Raw genomic sequence first — 20,344 nt, 5'->3', positions numbered from 1 at the left:
CCTATTTATTTTTGTTTTGCATCAATGGATACGGTCTTTTGAATATCAGCATCCGTAAATTCAATTCGGCTGACTTGATCTCCTGCGATCAACCCTTTAATGACCGCCGTATTGTCTTGATAGCGTTGTTCGAGTAACTCAACTTGAACTTTGATCAGTTTATTTTGACGTACTACCCACAAATAAGGTTTGGACTCGGCATTACGCACCACGTCTAAAGGAATGATCTGACCACTCAGTTTTTGTGAACTCAGAATTTTGCCTTCAACAAAGGAGCCAATACTCAAAGAGCTAATGGTTTCTTTGGGTGTGGCAAAGAATTCAATTTGACGGCTGGCTTGATCCGCAATTGGAGAAATACGACTGATGTGTGCAGTTAAACGATTTGGATTGCCTTGGATTTGGTATTCAATGGCATTGCCGACACGTAGACTACTTTGTAGATCGCTTGGTAGTTTGGCTTGAATTTCTAATTTTTGTGGATCGACAATTTCAAACAGGGTTTGCCCAATAGCAACGGTTTGACCCGGCTCGACTTCACGTTTGGTGATGACACCATCAATGGGACTTTTAATAATGCCATCTTGATCGGCCTTTAAGGAAATATCGACATTGGCTTGTTGCGCACGAACATTTTCGAGTTGTGCCTGATAATCAACACGACTTTGCTCATATTCTACTTTGGAAATAAAACCTTGATTGAGTAAGCGCTGCTTACGTTCCATCATCAATTTCGCCTGATTGGCTTGTGCTTGAGCAGATGCTTTATTGGCTTGGGCTTGGGCTAAACGTGCGGCATTATCCTGATTATTTAAGCGGACGAGTATTTGACCTTTTTGAACACGATCACCCACTTGTGCAGTGACAGTTGTGGCTGTTGCTGACACCTGAGCTTGCAAACTACTTTGATTAATGGCACGGATGGTTCCCGTAAATGCAGTCGTTTGTACAGATTCTCCGCTTTTGACAGCAACTAGATCATCTTGGATGAGCTCAATTGCTTGAGGGGTAGGGGGAGTTTCTGTTTTCTCGTTTCGATCACATGCAGATAAAGTAATGGCTAGGCCAAACATTCCAGCCACAATTAGGCTACGCTGAAATGGTATGCGAGTTGTATAAGCATCAGATGTAAATAGCATAAGCGTCCTTTATAGCGCTATCTTTAACAGCCTACCTGAATCGATTACTCAAGGGCTTTCAAGCGACTGATAATTCTGTCGTATTCAGCTTCCATGTTTCGATAGCGACTTTGTAAAGATTGAATATTTTCTTTTTGATTGATGATGTTTTTTTGATTTGTATCGAGTGTCAGTTTTAAATGTTCAGGAATGTTTTTGCCTTTACGGGCAATTTCACGTTCCTGACGTACAAAAGTAATACGATCAGTTTGCAACTGTTTAAGCTGTTCTTGTTGAAACGCAATTTGCTTTTTCAGTTGAGTCAATGCTTCTTTCTTTTTCTGAGTGGCAATATGACTATTGGTATATGCACGCTTGAGCTTGGCATCTTCAGCTTTACATTGTTGCTGAATCGCACGTTGCGGTGCCTGCTTAATATCGGCTTCCACATTATATGGACGCGCACGCTGAATCACTTGCATATTTTGATCCAGTGCTTCATAGCCATAACGGATATGATTTGGCGTAACATTGGTACTGATATTGGCAACACCTTTACTGTCATAGTAACGATACCATTTCGGCTTTTGCGTGTTGGCATAGATCCACGCTGAGGTTAAACTCAGTGTCAGCAGAATCACAGTATTTTTTATAAACTTATTTTTATCAATGCAAGCAAGTTTTTCTGCAAACTGACTCATCATTGTCACCCCAAATTAAAGTTGACTAAATTACTTATTTTAAAGTAATAATAGTGCTATCTTAGACGTAAAAGAACCAATTAAAAAAAAGTAATAATAGTGCTATCTTAGACGTAAAAGAACCAATTAAAAACTAGTGTAAGTCAAAAATAAAACAATGAATATTATAAAGTGTGAAGTTGTTGTTAAAAAAAATATTTTATGTCTACTTGGGTGGAAAATGTTCGTTGATAATCTTATAACAGGTATGTTAAAAATATTGATCAATCGCACTAAAATAATGCTATAAGCGCAATTGCAAAATCGTTTCTAGAATAGAAGGGGCAAAAATGGACGATACATTTCAAAATTTAAAAGTTATGGTGATTGATGACTCAAAAACCATTCGTCGTACAGCAGAAACTCTTCTACAACGAGAAGGATGTGAAGTGGTGACTGCAGTTGATGGTTTTGAAGCACTGTCAAAAATTGCAGAAACAACACCAGACATCGTTTTTGTCGATATTATGATGCCACGTTTAGACGGTTACCAAACTTGTGCATTAATCAAAAACTCTCAAAATTACCAAAATATCCCTGTGATTATGCTGTCAAGTAAAGACGGTCTATTCGATCAGGCGAAAGGTCGTGTTGTTGGTTCGGATGAATATTTGACTAAACCGTTCAGTAAAGATGAATTGCTTAATGCAATCCGTAACCATATCCGTGCTTAAATTAGATTTTTTGGGGGAATAAGCATGTCACGTATCCTTGTAGTAGATGACTCACCGACAGAAACTTTCCGTTTTCGTGAAATTTTAACCAAACATGGGTTTGAAGTTTTAGAAGCGGCAAATGGCGCGGATGGTGTCACCGTGGCACAAGCTGAATTACCAGATCTTGTTCTCATGGATGTGGTAATGCCAGGCGTAAATGGATTTCAAGCAACACGACAAATTGCACGTGGCGCGACAACAAAACATATTCCGATTGTCATCGTCAGTACCAAAGATCAGGCGACTGACCGTGTATGGGGTAAACGTCAAGGTGCAGCGGATTATCTGACTAAACCTGTTGATGAACAACAATTAATTGATGTGATAAAACAACACCTCAATGCAGGATAAGCTCTATGGCAGCAAATGGATTTATCGAACTGCTTCGCATTGCTAAACGGGGTAATAAAAACTACGTTTCCAATGAAAATGAAGCAAACCGATGGTCAGGCATTGCTTTTGAGATGATGGGGCAGTATTTCGTTGCCCCACTTGGGGAAGTATCAGAAGTGATCTATCCGCCAAAATATACGCCAGTTCCAAATACACAGCCTTGGGTTGTGGGACTGGCCAATATTCGGGGTAGGCTTTTATCTGTTTCAGACTTAGCACAATATATATCAGGTCATAAAAGCCAATTTACACCAACTCAAAAAGTTTTATGCATTAACCATAATGATCAATATGTGGGATTGGTCGTCGATCAAGTTTTGGGGATTCAACACTTTAATAAGAAAAGTTTCTTTTCTAAAAATGCTGAATTGGATGAGAACCTAAAAGAATATTGTCAGGGGTTCTTTCATCAGCATAACCAGCAATGGCATGTATTCTTATTCAGCCGTTTGTTGCAAAATCCAAAATACATGAATGCATCTATAAAATTTATAAATTAATTGTCGCGCGAAAGAAAAAAAGGGCGTAATCGGGGAGAGGCTGTATGGGCTTTAAGCTTAAAAAGAAAAATGCAGGGGAAAGCGGAGGTCGCAAAGGCGGCAATGCTTTTTTGACGAAGATCCAGTCACAAGCGGATCAGTTGTCACGTGTATTTGGGGATAGTGAAAAATCTAAGCCGCTGATCTATGGTGCCGTTGGGTGTCTATTGGCAGCGACAATTATTCTATTGTCTCTTTTCTATATCGTTCCGCGTGCCAATGAATTAACACGTAGTCTGGGTGATTTACGTCTTTTATCACAGACGATTTCTCGTCAAGCGACTGAAGCGACAGCTTCAGGAACGCCAGAGGCGATGAAAAAACTGACAGATTCACAAAAACAGTTCGCTGAAAATTTAGAAACAGTAAAAAGCATTCACTCAAATAATGAAGCTTTACAAACAGTAGATAAACAATGGGCACAAGTGTCTTCGAATATTGATTTGATTTCTTCACAACAAAAAATCATTAATCAGCTTTACGATACCAACATCGCGATTGGTGAAGCAATTCCGGGTATTCAGGCAGAATATAACTTGATGGTCGACCAAATGGCACGTCAAGATATGCCATCAAGTCAGGTGGTTATTGCGAAGAACCAAGTATTTATTGCAGAACGTATTTTACGTTCGATCTCTTTGGTATTGACGGGCACAGATGGTTCTCGTGAATCAGCAGATGACTTCAGTTCAGATACTGAAACTTTCGGTTCATATTTAAATGCACAATTAACAGGTTCAGCACAGCTTGGTGTAGAACGTATTAATGATCCAACTTTGCGTGAATCTCTAGAAGGCATTAAATCTGAATACGATGACGTATTAAAATCAGCTTCAGCAACGATTCTGAAAAACTCAGCGCAGATTGTAAAAGTACACCAAGCATCAGCATCTATTTTTGCGCAATCAGATGAATTGCTTCAAAACTTAAACAAGCTATCAAGTAGTACAGGTCTTAAAACAATTATTCCTGCAATCCTGTTGATTCTATTCTTGATTGGTTTCTTATACTGCGTATTTAAACTGTTATCACTTCGTGGTTTGTCAGATAAACAACGTGTAGGTCGTCTACAAGAAGAATATGACCGTAACCAAAACGCGATTTTACGTTTACTTGACGAGATTGCCGATCTTGCAGATGGTGACTTGCGTTCCCATGCGACGGTATCTGAAGACTTTACCGGTGCGATTGCCGATTCGATTAACTTCGCAATCGACCAACTTCGTGACTTGGTATCGCGTATTACTGAAACTTCACAAGAAGTCGCGCAATATACTGCGACTACGCAAAGCATTACCAACCAGCTTGCAGAAGCATCAGAACATCAGGCGCAAGAAATTGCGGGTGCATCTGCAGCGATTAATGAAATGGCGATGTCGATTGACCAAGTATCTGCCAATGCGGAAGAGTCTGCTGTGGTTGCGGAGCGTTCAGTACAAATTGCTGCCAACGGTGCGGACGTTGTAAACCGCTCGATTGAGGGTATGGACACGATTCGTGAACAGATTCAGGAAACCTCTAAGCGTATTAAGCGTTTGGGTGAGTCGTCTCAAGAAATTGGTAACATCGTTGCCTTAATTAACGATATTGCAGATCAAACCAACATCTTGGCATTGAACGCTGCAATTCAGGCATCGATGGCGGGTGAAGCGGGTCGTGGTTTCGCAGTCGTAGCCGACGAAGTCCAACGTCTTGCGGAGCGTTCTGCATCTGCAACTAAACAGATTGAAGGCTTGGTAAAAACGATTCAGACCGATACCAACGAAGCGGTAATTTCGATGGAACAAACCACAGCTGAGGTTGTCCGCGGTGCGAACTTATCTAAGGATGCGGGTGTTGCACTGGATGAGATTCAAACGGTATCAAATAACCTTGCGAAATTGATTGCGAACATTTCTGATGCTGCAAAACTACAATCGGCATCTGCAGGTCATATTGCAACAACGATGAATGTCGTACAAGAAATTACAGCGCAAACAACGACTGCAACATTCGATACTGCACGTTCAGTATCTGAATTGGCAAACATGGCTGATGCATTACGTGAATCTGTATCTGACTTTAAACTTCCAGAGTAAGTGATCAACCGTGAACAACGTGTCTTGACTGCGGTCAAGGCACATTGAAATCCAGATAAAACGTCGTGCAAATCTACTTAACAATTTTGTTGGGTTTCGCTTGCTGGTCGTGATTGAGTTTGAGCAACTGCCTAAGTTGCAAGACGTAAGAAGCCTTAGCTATGAAAGAAATATTAAAAAATTTAGTTGAAACAACAACGCTTCCTGAAGATGAATATCTAGATCAAGATGCAGAAATCTTAGAGATTTTTGTAGAAGAGATAGAGGAAATTTTCGTTGAGCTAAATGCTTTATTTCCAGATTGGTTATCTCAACCGAATGACCAAGAAATTCTTGCAACTGTACGTCGCCATTTTCATACATTAAAAGGCTCTGGCCGGATGGTGGGAGCAAAAGCAGCGGGTGAATTGGCATGGGCTGTAGAAGATACACTGAACCGTGTTAAATCAGGTTCAATTCCATTAACGCCTGTAATTCAACAATTTGCAAAAGCTGCTTTTAATGTTTATCAATATACCTTGTATCCAAAATTTAAAAATGTAGAAGCTTTGGATGTTGATCTACGTCCATTGGTGTTATTAGGGCAACAATTACAACAACAGCAAAGCCCTGAACCTGCATTAGAAGAGTTATTGGTCTTGGCAGATCAATTAACCGCAGAAGGTCAATCGACAGGCCTTGAAATTATATCGAATGACTTTGATGTAATTGAAAGTGTCATGGCTGATGGATCCATGGCTGTCGCAGATCTAGCTCATGTGGAAGCGACTCCTGAGTCAACTGTGGTATTAGAGCTAGTAGATTCTTCAGAACCGACTGATATTGAAGTGACACTGGGTATTTTCCTCGAAGAAGCAGAGGAACACTTAGAAACAATTACTCGTTTCTTAACCAATAGTGATGAAAAAAATCAAGATTATAATGGCTTAATTCGCGCACTTCATACCCTGCGTGGTAGTTCATCAATGGCACATATTGATGAAATTTTTGATGCCAGCTCTAAAGTTGAAAATCTATTTAAAACCCTCGTGCAAGATGAAATCAGCACAAGTTCAAAAGCAATTGGGCTGTTACAGCAATATGCGGAATTTGTCAGTGATTACTTGCACATCTTGCCGACAGGCAATACAGATCAATTAAGCAAAATACACCAAACTTTTGATCGTGCATGGGACGATTATGGCTTCTCTGCAGATGACAATGTCATAGAAACCAAAGGGATTGTCTCTCAATTGGTTGAGCTTGATATTGATCTACTTTTGGATGCTGAATTTGAGTTCGATACTCGAGTGAAGGATGAATATCCAGACTATGTAGAGTCGCTGAGCAAACAAGCGACTGAATTGTTAATGCATACGGAAAATCGTGCTGCACAGGGTATTTATGATTTTACCTCAGAACTGAAAAATGCCTACGATGCATTAATTGATAAGCCAGCATTGCTACAAAATGATTATGCATTTGAATTGTTTGCCCACGTACACCAAGAGTTCATTCATTTGTTTGATACTTTGGCTGCGGGGCAGCGTGTCATCTTGAGTGAAGATACAACCAAACGCTTGGCAGATTTGTCTGCTTATGTACAGCAAGACATTGACGAAGTTGCTGAAGTTGCGGAAGAAGTGGTGGAAGGTGCTGCTGTCGTTGAGCTTACTACGACTGCGGCAACGACCAATGCAGGTCATATTGATTTTGCAACGTTAAGTCAACAAATTGCTTCTGACCGTCAGCTGATTGATTCTTCTGAATCAAATTCAGACTTTGATCCTGATTTGGTTGATATTTTCCTTGAAGAAGCAGATGAATTACTTGTCGGTATTGATGAAGACCTGAATACATGGTCTAAAAATCATGATGATACCCATTCCTTAAAGAATTTGATGCGTTATTTGCATACCTTAAAAGGTAGCGCAAATATGATTGCTGCATCAAATATCGGCTCAATTGCCCATGAGCTTGAAAGTATTTATGAGCGAGTAATTCGCCATCAAATTCATGTATCTACAAACTTGATTCAGATTATTCGTCTAGTACAGGATAATGTGTCTGATCGTATTCAAACGATTCGAGACCAATCGGTTGATTATCCTGCGACTGCTGCAATTTCAATTTTACAAAATATCCAAAGCTTGCTTTCAGGTGATGCTGCACAAGTTGTAGTGACCCCTGAATCTGATGCAACACTTGAAGCTGAAGTTGTCAATTTTGTTGCAGAGCTAGCTATTGAAAATGCGCCTGTATTAGAAACAGAAACCAGCTTTGCAATGGACTTTATTGATCCATCTGTAGAAGAGCAGGAAACTATTACAGCAGAAAGTGATGAAGTAACACTTTCATCTGCTGAAACCTCATCGTTTGATACTACATCGCAAAGTGAAGCAGAACCTGAACTTACTAATATTGAAGCTTCGACACCTCTCAGCGAAGAAGATGAGCTAAAATCAATTGTTGAAGAAACTTTCTTAGAAGAATCTGAGGAAATTCTCAATAATACTGAGAAACTGTTAAATCAATGGTTTGATCAGCGTAGTGACCGAAGTTTATTACTCCAATTGCAACGTGCTGCCCACAGTATCAAAGGTGGTGCACGTATGATTGCCAATGAGACCATTGCAAGCATTGCCTATGAGTTAGAAACCACATTCGAGCAATTTGCGGTACATCACTTTAACTCGAATGCGTATGATGCATTGCTGTTAAAAACGCTCGATTGGCTACGCACAGCAATCTTTAAACGTGAATACAATAACTTCGAGCAAATTCGAACTGCTTTAGAAGCGATTGAATATGTTGATGTTACGGCTCAATTACCTGAACGACTAACCAAAACGGAAACGTTGTCTACGGCTACAGGCTTTGAATTTATTCAAGGTGACGGTACAGAGCCACCAAGTATGTTGGGTGAATGGCAAGAATCGATGACTCACGATACAAGTAACGAGATGATTCGTATCTCGGCAGATCTTGTTGAGAAGATGATTGACTTATCGGGTGAGAACTCGATTAACCGTTCACGAATTGAGATGGACTTAGGTCAGCTTGGCAATACCTTGAACGAGATGGAGCTTGCGATTAAACGTTTGGCGGATCAGTTACGTCGAATGGAAGGAGAGCTGGAATCTCAAATTATTGCCAAACATGGATCTGAAAACTCACGCTATGCCGATTTTGACCCATTAGAAATGGACCAATATTCATCTTTAAATCAACTGTCTAAATCATTGACAGAGTCAGCATCGGATTTAGTCGATTTCAAAACCACGCTTTCTGACAAAATTCGTGATACTGAAGGTTTATTACTACAACAATCGCGCATTCAAGCAGAAATTCAAGAAAGTTTGATGCGTACTCGCTTGGTGCCTTTTGACCGTATGTTGCCGCGTTTGCAACGTATTGTGCGTCAAACATCGACGACATTAAACCGACCTGCTGAACTCATTGTGCAAAACTCAGAAGGTGAATTAGACCGTACCATTCTTGAACGTTTGGTGACACCTTTCGAGCACATGCTACGTAATGCGATTGACCATGGTTTAGAAGATACCGATCAACGTATTGCACTAAATAAACCTGAAGTGGGTTCAATCGTGCTGGATATCAGCCGTCAGGGTACCGATGTTCTCGTTTCATTTAGTGATGATGGTAAAGGGATCGATGCGGAGCGTATCCGTGAGAAAGCCATCAGTTTAGGTTTGGTAAAACCTGATCAGATCATTGAGCAAGAAGAACTATTACAGTTTATTTTCCACCCAGGTTTCAGTACTGCAAAAGCAGTCACACAGATTTCTGGTCGTGGTGTCGGACTGGATGTCGTACAAAGTGAAATTAAAGCGCTTGGTGGTCATGTCTCAATTCAATCTACACTCGGTAAGGGTACAACCTTTACCATTCGCGTACCGACAACGGTAGCGGTAAGTGATGCATTGATGGTGAAAGTTGGCGATCAACAATTCGCAATTGCCTTGGCGCAAATTGATCGAATTGTACGTATTGCACCTGCAACACTTGAGACTTATTTCAACAGTAAAGAAGACTACTTCAAGATTGATGGCACGGACTACAAGCTACGTTATCTCTCTGAGTTTGTTGCTAATCAACCAATTCCACGCCTTAACAATGTTGGTCACTCGTTACCTGTGTTGTTAATTAAAGGGAACAGTGGACAGACCATTGCGCTTCTTGTCGATCAATTAGTCGGTTCACGTTCACAGATCGTGGTGAAACCGATTGGTCAACAGTTTGCCAATGTCGGTGTTGTCGCAGGGGCAACGATTCTCGGGGATGGTCAAGTGTGTCTGATTCTTGATGGTCAAAATGTTGCACGTCAAATTCAGGCAACACAACGTATTAAACATACGACTGAACATCGCGATATCCGAACAAGTAGCACACGCCGCTTAGTCATGATTGTCGATGATTCTGTGACCGTACGTAAAGTGACATCGCGTTTACTTGAACGTCAGGGCTATGACATCGTGACTGCGAAAGATGGTGTTGATGCGATGGAGCAACTTGAAAACGTACGCCCTGACTTAATGTTGCTAGATATTGAAATGCCACGTATGGATGGTTTTGAGGTGACGAACTTGGTACGTCGCCATGATATTCATCGTGACTTACCAATTATTATGATTACCTCACGTACAGGCGAGAAACATCGTGAACGTGCATTCAGTTTAGGTGTGACTCACTACATGGGTAAACCATTCCAGGAAGCAGAATTGCTTGCCAATATCCAAGATTTGATTGCTGAAAAACAGGGGTAATGTATGAGTCAAAATATCGTATCTACAGCCGCTAAAGACAAAATTAGTCAGCAAGAACTACAGCATCTAATTACGGTTTCTACTGGATTCATTGATGCTTATATTATTGAATGCCATGACAAAGAACCCATGTTGCTGCCCCAAAATATTGTCTTGTCTGCACTCGATAGTGAAACGCAGGTAAAAACAGTGGAATGGCATGAAGCGATGCTGCCTGTGTATTCTGTCAGTGCACCTGATCAGAAAAATGGTGTAGCGTTGGTGATTGAAGGGGATGAAAGTTCACAGCGTTTCGCTTTGATGTGTAATGAAATGCCGAAAACAATTCGTATCCGTATTTCTGAAGTAGTAGATGCTGATTTAGAAATTAAGGATTCTGCTGTGTTCCAATATGTACGTATGGCAGATCAGGTCTACCATATTCCAAATATGGATTATATTGAATCTACACTACGCGCCTAAACAGCGATAATTGACGTAAAAAAGGAACACATTGCGTTCCTTTTTTCTTTTGTACTGTGACTAAGCCAATAGATCAACAAGGATTTGTTCGTAAATTTCAGCAAGTGGCTCCAAATCATCAATATTAACGTGTTCATTAATTTGATGAATTGTGGCATTTAACACGCCTAACTCAAGGACTTGGGCACCTGTTGGTGCAATGAAGCGACCATCTGAAGTACCACCTGATGTTGAAAGTTCTGTCTCAATGCCTGTGACTTTACGAATGGCATGTGTCGCAGCATTGACGAGTTCACCAACAGGGGTGAGGAAAGGTAAACCGGATAATGTCCAAGAAATATCATAATCGACACCATGACGGTCTAAAATTTCGAGTGTACGCGCTTGCAGTTGTTCTGCCGTCACTTCAGTCGAATAACGCCAGTTCATCAAAATATTCATGGTGCCAGGTACAACATTGGTTGCACCTGTACCTGCATTAATATTCGAAATTTGGAATGAAGTCGCAGGAAAATACTCATTGCCTTGATCCCAAACAGTTTCGCAAAGTTCAGCAATGGCTTTTGAAGCGGTATGGATCGGGTTAATCGCTAAATGTGGGTAAGCCACATGACCTTGTTTGCCTTTTACAGTGAGATTGGCATTTAAAGAACCACGTCGACCATTTTTTACAATATCACCCAATTTGTTGGTACTTGATGGTTCACCCACTAAACACCAAGTAATTTTTTCCTGACGTGCTTCAAGGGCTTCAATCACTTTAACCGTACCATTGATTGAAGGACCTTCTTCATCTGAAGTAATCAGGTAGGCAATTGAGCCTTTATGGTCAGGATGTTTTTCTACAAAACGTTCAGTAGCTACAACCATAGCAGCCAACGCCGTTTTCATGTCTGCACTACCACGACCGTAGAGCTTGCCATCGCGAATTTCAGGTTTGAACGGATCTGAATTCCAAGCGTCTAAATTACCTGTAGGAACAACATCGGTATGGCCTGCAAAACAGAACACAGGACCTTCTGTGCCTTTGCGCGCCCAAATATTATCGACATCCTCAAATCGCATAGATTCAACGTTAAATCCAACTTTCTTTAAACGTTCAGCCATGATGTGCTGGCAGTCATGGTCGACAGGAGTCACTGAAGGTTGGCGTAGGAGTTGTAGGCTTAAATCGAGAGTTGCGGAAGATGTCATAGAGATTCATTCGTAAATCGATAATATTATCGGCACTATAATAGGCGAATCTTCAGCAAGATGTGAGCATTAAACGTAAAAAAACCCTATTTAAAATAGGGCTCTTTTAATTTGCAACAATCAAATTAATTGCGGCGAATTTCTTCAGAAGTTTTTTCAGCAGTACCTGTGACAGCTTCACCTGCTTTAGAAACGTCTTTACCAACACCTTTTACAGTGTTACATCCAGTTAATACGAAAGCCAATGCTAAAGAAGCAGCTAGAATTTTTGTCATCATCATCTCCGTGTTATCAATAATAAAATTATTATGATGTGGACTTAGATTAAAAAATATACGTCATAAAAAATATGTGGTTTTCATTGTGCTTCGGTTAATAAATGTAATATTCATCTAATCGTTGTTGCTTAAATATGAATTAAATGCGGTTGACGGAACATATAAAAGTCATTGTGATCTTGGTGTTTGTACAAACCATCTGTCCACCAAGTGGCAGGCTGACTACTTGGCTGTGCTTCAGGATAAATCCATTCATGGCGCTGTAAGCGATAATAGCCTTGCTCAGGCTTAAAGATTTGCTTACCCCAGCATCCAATTCGTCTATTTGGGTTGATCCAATTCGGAATGTTATCTAAAACTTGATGCTGGGGAAGGTATAACTGTCCTTTAATCATGCAATAACGTTGTTGAATATGATGACCTAAAGCTTCCTGAAATTGGAATTGCTTTTGGGTAAAGTGTTTTAATTTTCGATTGAGTGTATCGCTACGATTTAAGCCATACCAATTGGCTAAGCTCAAATCCGCTTCAGCTAAATAATATTTAAGCGCCACTTCCCAATGTTCAATCTGATGAGTTTCGGCATTTAATAAAACAAAATCGAGTTCGCCCAAAGTTTTTGGTCCATCAATTTTTTGAATACTGTGACCAAGTAGCTGATAGGGGTGATATTTAGCATCTAATAACCAAAACCACACCAGCATTTCAAAACGAAGTCCTAAGCGGGTACTTTTAAGCCGACTGACGAATTCAATCAATTCGGTTGGGTTTTGGTCTAATTCAATCAGGCGAGGGTGATAATTTTCTAAATGCTTTTGCCATGTTTGATCATCATGAAGTTGGAAAGGATGAATAATTTCAAGCTCGTCAGGGAGCTGAGACAGGATATTCGGACTGCCGACAGCAAAAGCAAGTTGTCGAACCAAAGGATGCTGATAGTTTTGCCACTTTTCATATAGGTTGGTATTTAACGGTGAAAAGGGCATAAGGCATCCTGTATAGAATTGGTTTATATACAACGCAAGATTGCAAAACACTTTATACTACATTCATTCGAAATTTGGGGTGTTTGTATGAAAACGTTGTTTTGGCGAAGTTTAGTAGTACTTTTTGTATTACTTGGCTTTATCGGTGCCTTGCTGCCAGGTATGCCAACAACGGTATTTCTTATTCTTGCTGCATGGGCGGCATCAAAAGGATGGCCACAGATGGATGCGTGGTTACTCAATCACCCTAAATACGGACCAACTTTACGTGCATGGCGTGAAAACGGCACAGTACCGCGTAAAGCAAAGGTCATTGCCTCAAGCATGATGTTCATCAGTGGCATTATCATGCTGTTTACCAATGCACCGCTTGCTGTAAAAATCTTTACTGATCTCACCATGCTGATCGTAGCTATATGGTTATGGCGCCGACCTGAACCTCAAATACCTGTTATTCAGCCTGAATCCGCACAGGAAAACAAAGAATAGAATCATGAGCCAATACGATATTCATCAAGCCGAGATTTGGATTGATTTAGCCCAACAACAATTGATCTTACCCAAACTTAAAAAAGTCTATGCCATTTCTACAGGTAAAAACGGCATTGGTGAAATAGAGAATAGTGGCAAAACACCACGTGGTTTTCATGAAATTGCTGAAAAGTTTGGCGAAAATGCGCCAATCAATAGCGTTTTTATTGCCAGACAAGCAACAGGTGAAATTTATGATCAAGATTTAGCATCTGAATTTCCTGATCGCGATTGGATTTTGACCCGGATCTTACGCCTTGGCGGTTTAGAACCAGGTTTTAATCAAGGTGAAGGATGTGACAGTTATAACCGTTATATCTATATACATGGCACACCAGATTCTGAACCCATGGGCGAGCCGATGTCGCATGGCTGTATCCGCATGCGTAATACAGACATTGTTGAGCTATTCGACATGATTCCTGAAAAAGCCTTGGTTTATATTTCAGAACATGCAATTGAGTATTAAAAACTTCGAATAAAGGGAAGACAGATCGCCTTTCTGATCTTTTTCAACTTTTGTGATTTGCTATTAAAGTTAAAACGCAGCGTTGTAAGTGATGGATGTTATTTAAAAGCGCACAGATGGAAGATCTATAGCATCAAAATCTCTGTGGAAAATTAAATATGTATATTATTTAAGCAAAATCAATATGCTAATGATTTGTTTAATGGATCATGCAAGTTTTTTATGAAAATAAATATAGAATATTTTCATTTATTTTAAGGTATAAACTTAAAAAATATACAAAAAGTGTTGTTTTTTTTAACAATCGACTTATTTTTTAATCACTCGAACTTAAAATGTGGAAAACAGTTAGAAAAGCGTTTGACACTCGGTCAGGATTCTCTATAATGCACCTCATCAAGCGATGAAGTCGATTTGAAAGGGCGCTTAGCTCAGTTGGTAGAGCGTCTGCCTTACAAGCAGAATGTCGGCGGTTCGATCCCGTCAGCGCCCACCAAGCTTCTTTCAAAGTTGAGACACTTATAGTGCAGCGGTAGTTCAGTTGGTTAGAATACCGGCCTGTCACGCCGGGGGTCGCGGGTTCGAGTCCCGTCCGCTGCGCCACTTTAAGTTCTTAATAAATCGTTTGCCACAATAGCGACATTGTGTAGATGCAGCGGTAGTTCAGTTGGTTAGAATACCGGCCTGTCACGCCGGGGGTCGCGGGTTCGAGTCCCGTCCGCTGCGCCATTTACATAGTAGACCTTTTGAGGGCGCTTAGCTCAGTTGGTAGAGCGTCTGCCTTACAAGCAGAATGTCGGCGGTTCGATCCCGTCAGCGCCCACCAGATTTTTTGTGATGCAGCGGTAGTTCAGTTGGTTAGAATACCGGCCTGTCACGCCGGGGGTCGCGGGTTCGAGTCCCGTCCGCTGCGCCATCCTAAGAATCAAAACAGTTTGACCCTTTAAGGGCGCTTAGCTCAGTTGGTAGAGCGTCTGCCTTACAAGCAGAATGTCGGCGGTTCGATCCCGTCAGCGCCCACCATATCTTTTATAGATATATCAGCGATGCAGCGGTAGTTCAGTTGGTTAGAATACCGGCCTGTCACGCCGGGGGTCGCGGGTTCGAGTCCCGTCCGCTGCGCCATTTTTCATTCCCTGATATGAAAAATGTGTTTCAAGCAAGATTTCTTTCTTGCGTCATAAAAACAACAGCGTTGTTTTTATTACTCAGGGCGCTTAGCTCAGTTGGTAGAGCGTCTGCCTTACAAGCAGAATGTCGGCGGTTCGATCCCGTCAGCGCCCACCATATTCTCTTCTTGCTTAAAATCTCAATATTCCATAGAATCCAATCACTATAATAATTTTAAGATTTCATGGTCATGAGAAATCCATATCAACGCAAGGCTGCGTCTAAAACTCAAAATTCCGCTTACGATCCACTCCAAGTCTACAAATCGTTTATTGAAACTATCGTGGCTCAAGCCAGTATTTATGCCTTATATCAAGATGGATGGGCACTTTGTGCAACACCTACTGGCCAAAAAGCATTTGCAACGTGGCAAAGTAAGGGGCTTGCAAAGTTACTGATAAAAGATAACTGGGAAAAATACGAAGTTCAGGAAATTACCTTAAAAGATTTTGTGGAAAAAGTGATTCCCTTTTTACGTCAAGAGAACACCACATTGTCTTTAGACTTGACGCCTGAAGGGCAGAATATCTTGGTTGCACCAGAAAAATTTCTCTTAGATATCAAAAATTATCTTTATCAGATTTATGTTCAAAAACCTGAGCTATTTAAAAATGCTGCCATACCACTGCCACGCCAGATTCGTCTGAATTCTTAATGCGCTTTAACCATTAATATTCATTCAGTAGCCAACCACTCATATAAGCAAAATATTCACGTAACCATGAATGATAGCGAATATATAGTGGGGTATCTGCACTGACAGAGCTAATTTGTTGGTAACCTTGATGTTTTGCAATAGCTTGAGCACGTAATAAGTGGAAGTCGCTGGTTACAATGGCAATAGGTTGCGCGAGCGAAATACTATTTGCATTCAAAATGTCTTTTGAATAACTTAAATTTAATGCAGTACTGGTACTGCGATCTTCTTGCTCAATGTTATTTTTTAGATTTGAATGTTGCTGTAATAAATATCGATGCATGACAGATGCTTCACTATAACTTTCTCCTGAAACTAAGCCACCCGATACAATCATAAGGGTTGATGGATAATTTTTTGCATAATATGCAGCAGCATCTAAACGTTTTCTTAGGCTTGGAGTGGGCTCAGCACGTTCAACACCGCCACCTAAGACAATAATTGCATGCGGTGGTTGTTGATCAGTTTGAAATTTGGCATTGAACTGAATGTAGCTAAAAAATACAGCCACTGTAAACAGCCATAGCCAAATACCTGTCCAAAGGATCTGCCATATTCTTTTTCTTAAAATAGAAGAATTGTGCCAAAGCTGAATTTTCTTAAAAAAGATAGAATAAAGGCTCAGAAGAACACCGAAGAATAATGTCACGAAAATGCCGAAATGCATTTTTTCAAGACTCATCAGCCATAGGCTGTATGTCACTAAGACAAAGCCAATTACTAAACTGAATATTCTTTTAAGATGATAAAGCATTTTTTAACCTTGAACCTTTTTCTAGAATCATTATAAATAAAAAAACCGAGCACGATGGCTCGGTTTTTAGGTTTTGATTTTTATGGATTAATAGACATCACGGCGATAACGTCCATCTAAACGAAGCTGATCAAGCTGTGCTTCGCCAAGAATTTGACGTAGAGCATGGTCAACATCACTCGCCATACCATTGATACTACCGCAAACATAGATCACAGCACCTTGATTGATCCATGTTTTTAACTCTTCGGCATTTTCTTGCAGTTTATGATGCACATAGACTTTTTCAGCCTGATCACGTGAGAAGGCAAGATCTAGACGTTTTAAGGTGCCCATTTGCAGCCACGTTTGTAATGTTTCTTCATAGAAGAAATCATGTTCACGCTGGCGCTCACCAAAGATCAGCCAATTGTCAGTATATTCTAAACGATGACGTGCATTTAATAGACTCATTAAGCCTGCTATGCCCGTACCATTACCGATACAAATAATTGGACGATTATCTGCAATTAAATGGAACGATTCATTGGTGCGAATACGTAAAGCAACTTCGGCATTAATCTCAGCATGCGCAGTTAACCAGCCTGAACCGAGTCCCAATTGACCTTGAGCATCCGATTGTTGGCGTACCACTAAACGTAAAACTTGTTGTGCAGGAACGCTGGCAATTGAATATTCACGTGTCGGTAGAACAGGGAACTGTTCAAGCCATTGATCTAAAATTGCAGTTTTAGGCACATCAACCGTAAGATCTCGATTCCATACATAGTTTTCAATGCTTTGACCTAAAACCTGTGTATCTGGATTCAGCTCATATTTCGCTAAGAATGCTTCGATTCGCTCACGGCTATTTGCAGGTTGAATTTCAGCAATATCACCAGCTTGCCAATGTGCACCTTCAGGCAGTTTAAACTCAATATTAAATGCTGGCGCACCTAAGCTATTGGCATTTAGTAATTCGCGTTTAGTAAGTGTCCATTGATCAAAAGTTTTATCAATATGCATGGTGCTAAGCTCTAACTGTGTTGCTTGTGTCAGAGCAGTATTCCAAGCTTGAATCTGTTCAGGATTCGCATTGTCCACTTCAATGGTATTGAACATCGCTTGAGCTGAATTTTGAGCTAACCATTGATCAATACGATGACCGAAGCTACAGAACGTGTCTGGATATTCTTTAGAACCCAAAGCAAGTACGGCATAGCTTAAATGGCTTAAATCGACTTGAGTTGTTAATACTTTTTTAGCAAAACTTGATGCTAGATCAGGTGCTTCACCTGTCCCATAGGTACTTGCAATAAATAGAACTTGTTCAAATTTCTTTAAATCATCAACAGTTAAATGCTGTACGGATTTTACTGTAACGGGTTGTCTTGCTTCTTGAAGAGATGTTGCTGTGCGCCAAGCAAGTTGTTCAGAAACACCAGTTTGTGAAGCATATGTAATTAGCCAAGGTTTCGCATTTGGATCGACGGTCACAGCCACATTATTTTGACGTGCAGCAGCTGTTAATTTCTTTTGCTTACGACGTTTTAAATACAATAACCAACCTGTCACAAAGAACAGTGGCATTGCAAGTGCTGCAAGCATGGCAAAGAATTGGTAAACAGGACCAAAGAAGCTACCGCGATGCACAGGTAATAAGCTGCTCATGATTTTTTCATTGAGCTTTTTATCCTCGTATAGTTTTACGTCTTTGAATTCTGCAGTTTGATAATCAAATTTTGCATTATTACGTGCGCGTTCGTGTTGAATTTTGGCATCAACAAAGCTGAGTTCAATTTGATGGTCAGGTTTCTTAGGGATATTGAAAGTGACTGACGAATAGTGAGTTGCAAACTTTTGATTAAATGCAGTCCATGATTGATTCAAAGCATAATCAATTTGTTGGGCAGGCAGTCCTTTTTCCTCACCATGACCTTTTTGTCCATCATGTGATTTAGCACCCGCATGTTCTTTATCATGCGATTTTTCAGAATGACCAGACTTATCGCCAGGACCTGATTTTTCACCTTTACCGCCTTTTTCTCCCTGCATTTGGGCTTTCGGAGGCTCTACACCAAGTACAGCGTATAAACCATTTTTCCACCAGCTATACGACCAAGTTAAACCTGTCGTTGCGATAATCAAATAGAAAATGGCCACCCAAGTGCCGACAACCGCATGCAGGTCCCAAATGAAATTACGACCTTTTAACTGTGGTTTAAGCATCAACCACTGTTTAATGGTGTGACGTTTCGGCCAGCGTAAATACAAACCTGACAACACAAAGAACAGCAGCATTAAGGTACAAGCACCCGTAATCTGCTTGCCGACAGGACCAACTGTTAAATTACGATGCAGTTGCTCGACAAATTTGAAGAATTTTTTTCCTTTAATTTCAGGCAATACTTCAGCAGTGTAGGGGTTAACCAGCATGTTATAGCCACGACGTTCACCTTCTTTGGCAATATTTACCGTGCTGGCTTGTTCAGGCAGTGCTGCAATGGTGACACTATTAATTTTGATTTCTGGATCTTGTTTTGTGAAGTGTTGATAAAGCTCGGCAGGGCTTAACTTGTTTTGATTTTGCACTTCAACGACATAACTGTCTGGATTCATCCATTTTAGAATTTGTTGTTCGTAAGAATAGATGGCACCGGTGACACCCATCAGTGACAGAATTAAACCTGCAGTGATACCGAGGAACCAGTGGATTTGAAAGAAGGTTTTTTTGAACATAATCGTGAATGTAACGAATAAATATCAAGAGATGTGCGAAGTATAACGGAACATTTATGAGCTGTAATGAATTTTACAAATAATTTTCATTCTCATTTGCATTTAAGCCAAAAAAAAACCTCCAAGTCGAAACTGGAGGTTTTTTAAACGAAAACGAATTACAGTTGTTTTGGTGCACCCACTTCTTCATTTAAATGCTTGCGAATTGTTTCAAATGAGAAGTTTTTGCTGTCTAGGCGTTTAGGCAGAATATATGCACCTTGTTGACCTTTTACTTTGAAGTTTAAAAGCATAAAGTCAGGGCTGTTGTACCATTCGTAAATATCTTTCCAGCCAATTGCACCAACACCTTCTTGGATGCCCATTTTTTGGCGCATTACGATACCGTGTGGTTGAACCCCTAAACGAACACCCTTAATTTCTTGAACAGGGAATTCATTCATTTTACGTTTTACATACCACTCAAGACCGAAAGTACGGATCAGGTAATATAAAACCACACACACTAAAGCCACCCAACAGAAAATTGTTGAATAGTGCTTTAATAAAATAATGCCTAGGATTGAGAGTACAGTTACTGCACCCATAATCAACCAAGCTTTCATACCAATTTTGTTGGTGCTACGCCAAATCATCAGTTGAGCGTGACGTTGCTCTTCTTCAGAAATTTCGTAGTTCACAGGCTGTAGGGTATAAGCGTATAAATTTTTCGCGGTCATAGTCAGTTAGCAGATT

General features: G+C 40.4%; 16 protein-coding genes, 8 tRNA genes and 2 pseudogenes. 18 read left to right on the top strand and 8 right to left on the bottom strand.

What is annotated here, in order from left to right; all coding sequences use genetic code 11:
- Window positions 1-5: 5 nt before the first annotated feature.
- Both A3K93_RS09105 and A3K93_RS09100 read right to left on the bottom strand, forming a co-directional pair.
- Window positions 6-1,073, bottom strand: a complete 1,068-nt coding sequence (locus A3K93_RS09105; RefSeq protein ID WP_227509897.1) for an efflux RND transporter periplasmic adaptor subunit — start codon at window positions 1,071-1,073, stop codon at window positions 6-8.
- Between the two features lie 110 nt (window positions 1,074-1,183).
- Window positions 1,184-1,819: a hypothetical protein gene (locus A3K93_RS09100; RefSeq protein WP_067731716.1), complete on the bottom strand. Its 636-nt coding sequence runs from the start codon at window positions 1,817-1,819 to the stop codon at window positions 1,184-1,186.
- 329 nt (window positions 1,820-2,148) lie between these two features.
- On the opposite strand from A3K93_RS09100, the gene pilG reads away from it, so the two are divergent.
- The 7 genes and pseudogenes from pilG to A3K93_RS09070 all read left to right on the top strand — a co-directional run bounded on the left by pilG (window position 2,149) and on the right by A3K93_RS09070 (window position 10,812).
- Window positions 2,149-2,532: a twitching motility response regulator PilG gene (gene pilG, locus A3K93_RS09095; RefSeq protein ID WP_067730907.1), complete on the top strand. Its 384-nt coding sequence runs from the start codon at window positions 2,149-2,151 to the stop codon at window positions 2,530-2,532.
- 24 nt (window positions 2,533-2,556) lie between these two features.
- Window positions 2,557-2,925, top strand: a complete 369-nt coding sequence (locus tag A3K93_RS09090) for a response regulator (RefSeq protein WP_067730905.1) — start codon at window positions 2,557-2,559, stop codon at window positions 2,923-2,925.
- A gap of 5 nt (window positions 2,926-2,930) precedes the next feature.
- Entirely contained in the window at window positions 2,931-3,467 is a 537-nt protein-coding gene (locus tag A3K93_RS09085) for a chemotaxis protein CheW (protein WP_067730903.1), read from the top strand.
- 44 nt (window positions 3,468-3,511) lie between these two features.
- Window positions 3,512-5,584, top strand: coding sequence for a methyl-accepting chemotaxis protein (locus tag A3K93_RS09080; protein WP_067730901.1), 2,073 nt, complete (start codon window positions 3,512-3,514; stop codon window positions 5,582-5,584).
- 161 nt (window positions 5,585-5,745) lie between these two features.
- Window positions 5,746-6,274 (top strand): annotated as a pseudogene (locus A3K93_RS15150) (Hpt domain-containing protein); the annotation flags it as partial.
- A 128-nt stretch (window positions 6,275-6,402) separates the two neighbouring features.
- Window positions 6,403-10,350, top strand: a pseudogene (locus tag A3K93_RS09075) (Hpt domain-containing protein); the annotation flags it as partial.
- 3 nt (window positions 10,351-10,353) lie between these two features.
- Window positions 10,354-10,812 carry a hypothetical protein gene (locus A3K93_RS09070; protein WP_067730897.1) on the top strand — a complete coding sequence of 153 codons (459 nt, stop codon included), beginning with the start codon at window positions 10,354-10,356 and terminating at the stop codon, window positions 10,810-10,812.
- A 60-nt stretch (window positions 10,813-10,872) separates the two neighbouring features.
- Here A3K93_RS09070 and dapE read toward each other — a convergent pair whose 3' ends face one another.
- From dapE to A3K93_RS09055, 3 genes are all read right to left on the bottom strand, one after another.
- A complete protein-coding gene (gene dapE, locus A3K93_RS09065; protein ID WP_067730895.1) occupies window positions 10,873-12,006 on the bottom strand; it encodes a succinyl-diaminopimelate desuccinylase in 1,134 nt (377 codons plus the stop codon).
- Window positions 12,007-12,131: 125 nt separating this feature from the next.
- On the bottom strand, window positions 12,132-12,281 hold the full coding sequence (locus A3K93_RS09060) for an entericidin A/B family lipoprotein (RefSeq protein WP_067731715.1): 150 nt from the start codon (window positions 12,279-12,281) through the stop codon (window positions 12,132-12,134).
- A 131-nt stretch (window positions 12,282-12,412) separates the two neighbouring features.
- Window positions 12,413-13,270 carry a DUF1853 family protein gene (locus tag A3K93_RS09055; RefSeq protein WP_067730893.1) on the bottom strand — a complete coding sequence of 286 codons (858 nt, stop codon included), beginning with the start codon at window positions 13,268-13,270 and terminating at the stop codon, window positions 12,413-12,415.
- An 87-nt stretch (window positions 13,271-13,357) separates the two neighbouring features.
- Here A3K93_RS09055 and A3K93_RS09050 point away from each other — a divergent pair, with 87 nt between their 5' ends.
- From A3K93_RS09050 to A3K93_RS09000, 11 genes are all read left to right on the top strand, one after another.
- Window positions 13,358-13,759, top strand: coding sequence for a YbaN family protein (locus A3K93_RS09050; RefSeq protein ID WP_067730891.1), 402 nt, complete (start codon window positions 13,358-13,360; stop codon window positions 13,757-13,759).
- Window positions 13,760-13,763: 4 nt separating this feature from the next.
- On the top strand, window positions 13,764-14,270 hold the full coding sequence (gene elsL / locus A3K93_RS09045) for a cell wall-recycling L,D-carboxypeptidase ElsL (RefSeq protein ID WP_067730889.1): 507 nt from the start codon (window positions 13,764-13,766) through the stop codon (window positions 14,268-14,270).
- Between the two features lie 420 nt (window positions 14,271-14,690).
- A tRNA-Val gene (locus A3K93_RS09040) sits at window positions 14,691-14,766 on the top strand.
- Window positions 14,767-14,796: 30 nt separating this feature from the next.
- A tRNA-Asp gene (locus A3K93_RS09035) sits at window positions 14,797-14,873 on the top strand.
- A 49-nt stretch (window positions 14,874-14,922) separates the two neighbouring features.
- Window positions 14,923-14,999, top strand: a tRNA-Asp gene (locus A3K93_RS09030).
- Window positions 15,000-15,020: 21 nt separating this feature from the next.
- A tRNA-Val gene (locus A3K93_RS09025) sits at window positions 15,021-15,096 on the top strand.
- A gap of 13 nt (window positions 15,097-15,109) precedes the next feature.
- Window positions 15,110-15,186: transfer RNA gene (locus tag A3K93_RS09020), tRNA-Asp, on the top strand.
- Between the two features lie 31 nt (window positions 15,187-15,217).
- A tRNA-Val gene (locus tag A3K93_RS09015) sits at window positions 15,218-15,293 on the top strand.
- Between the two features lie 25 nt (window positions 15,294-15,318).
- Window positions 15,319-15,395, top strand: a tRNA-Asp gene (locus tag A3K93_RS09010).
- A gap of 86 nt (window positions 15,396-15,481) precedes the next feature.
- Window positions 15,482-15,557 (top strand) — tRNA-Val (locus A3K93_RS09005).
- A gap of 73 nt (window positions 15,558-15,630) precedes the next feature.
- Entirely contained in the window at window positions 15,631-16,095 is a 465-nt protein-coding gene (locus A3K93_RS09000) for a DUF2750 domain-containing protein (protein WP_067730887.1), read from the top strand.
- Between the two features lie 13 nt (window positions 16,096-16,108).
- On the opposite strand, the gene A3K93_RS08995 is transcribed toward A3K93_RS09000, so the two are convergent.
- From A3K93_RS08995 to A3K93_RS08985, 3 genes are all read right to left on the bottom strand, one after another.
- Entirely contained in the window at window positions 16,109-16,891 is a 783-nt protein-coding gene (locus tag A3K93_RS08995; RefSeq protein WP_067730885.1) for a YdcF family protein, read from the bottom strand.
- Between the two features lie 87 nt (window positions 16,892-16,978).
- The gene (locus A3K93_RS08990; RefSeq protein ID WP_067730884.1) at window positions 16,979-19,609 is read right to left on the bottom strand and encodes a PepSY domain-containing protein; all 2,631 of its coding nucleotides are present in this window, start codon (window positions 19,607-19,609) and stop codon (window positions 16,979-16,981) included.
- Between the two features lie 158 nt (window positions 19,610-19,767).
- Complete coding sequence (locus A3K93_RS08985) at window positions 19,768-20,328, bottom strand: YcxB family protein (RefSeq protein WP_067730882.1); 561 nt, start codon at window positions 20,326-20,328, stop codon at window positions 19,768-19,770.
- Window positions 20,329-20,344: the final 16 nt, after the last annotated feature.

Origin of the sequence: Acinetobacter sp. NCu2D-2 (assembly GCF_001647675.1) — a bacterium.
Classification (GTDB): Bacteria; Pseudomonadota; Gammaproteobacteria; order Pseudomonadales; family Moraxellaceae; genus Acinetobacter.
The sequence above is the reverse complement of the archived record's forward strand: the minus strand, read 5'-3'. Positions and strand labels throughout refer to the sequence as shown.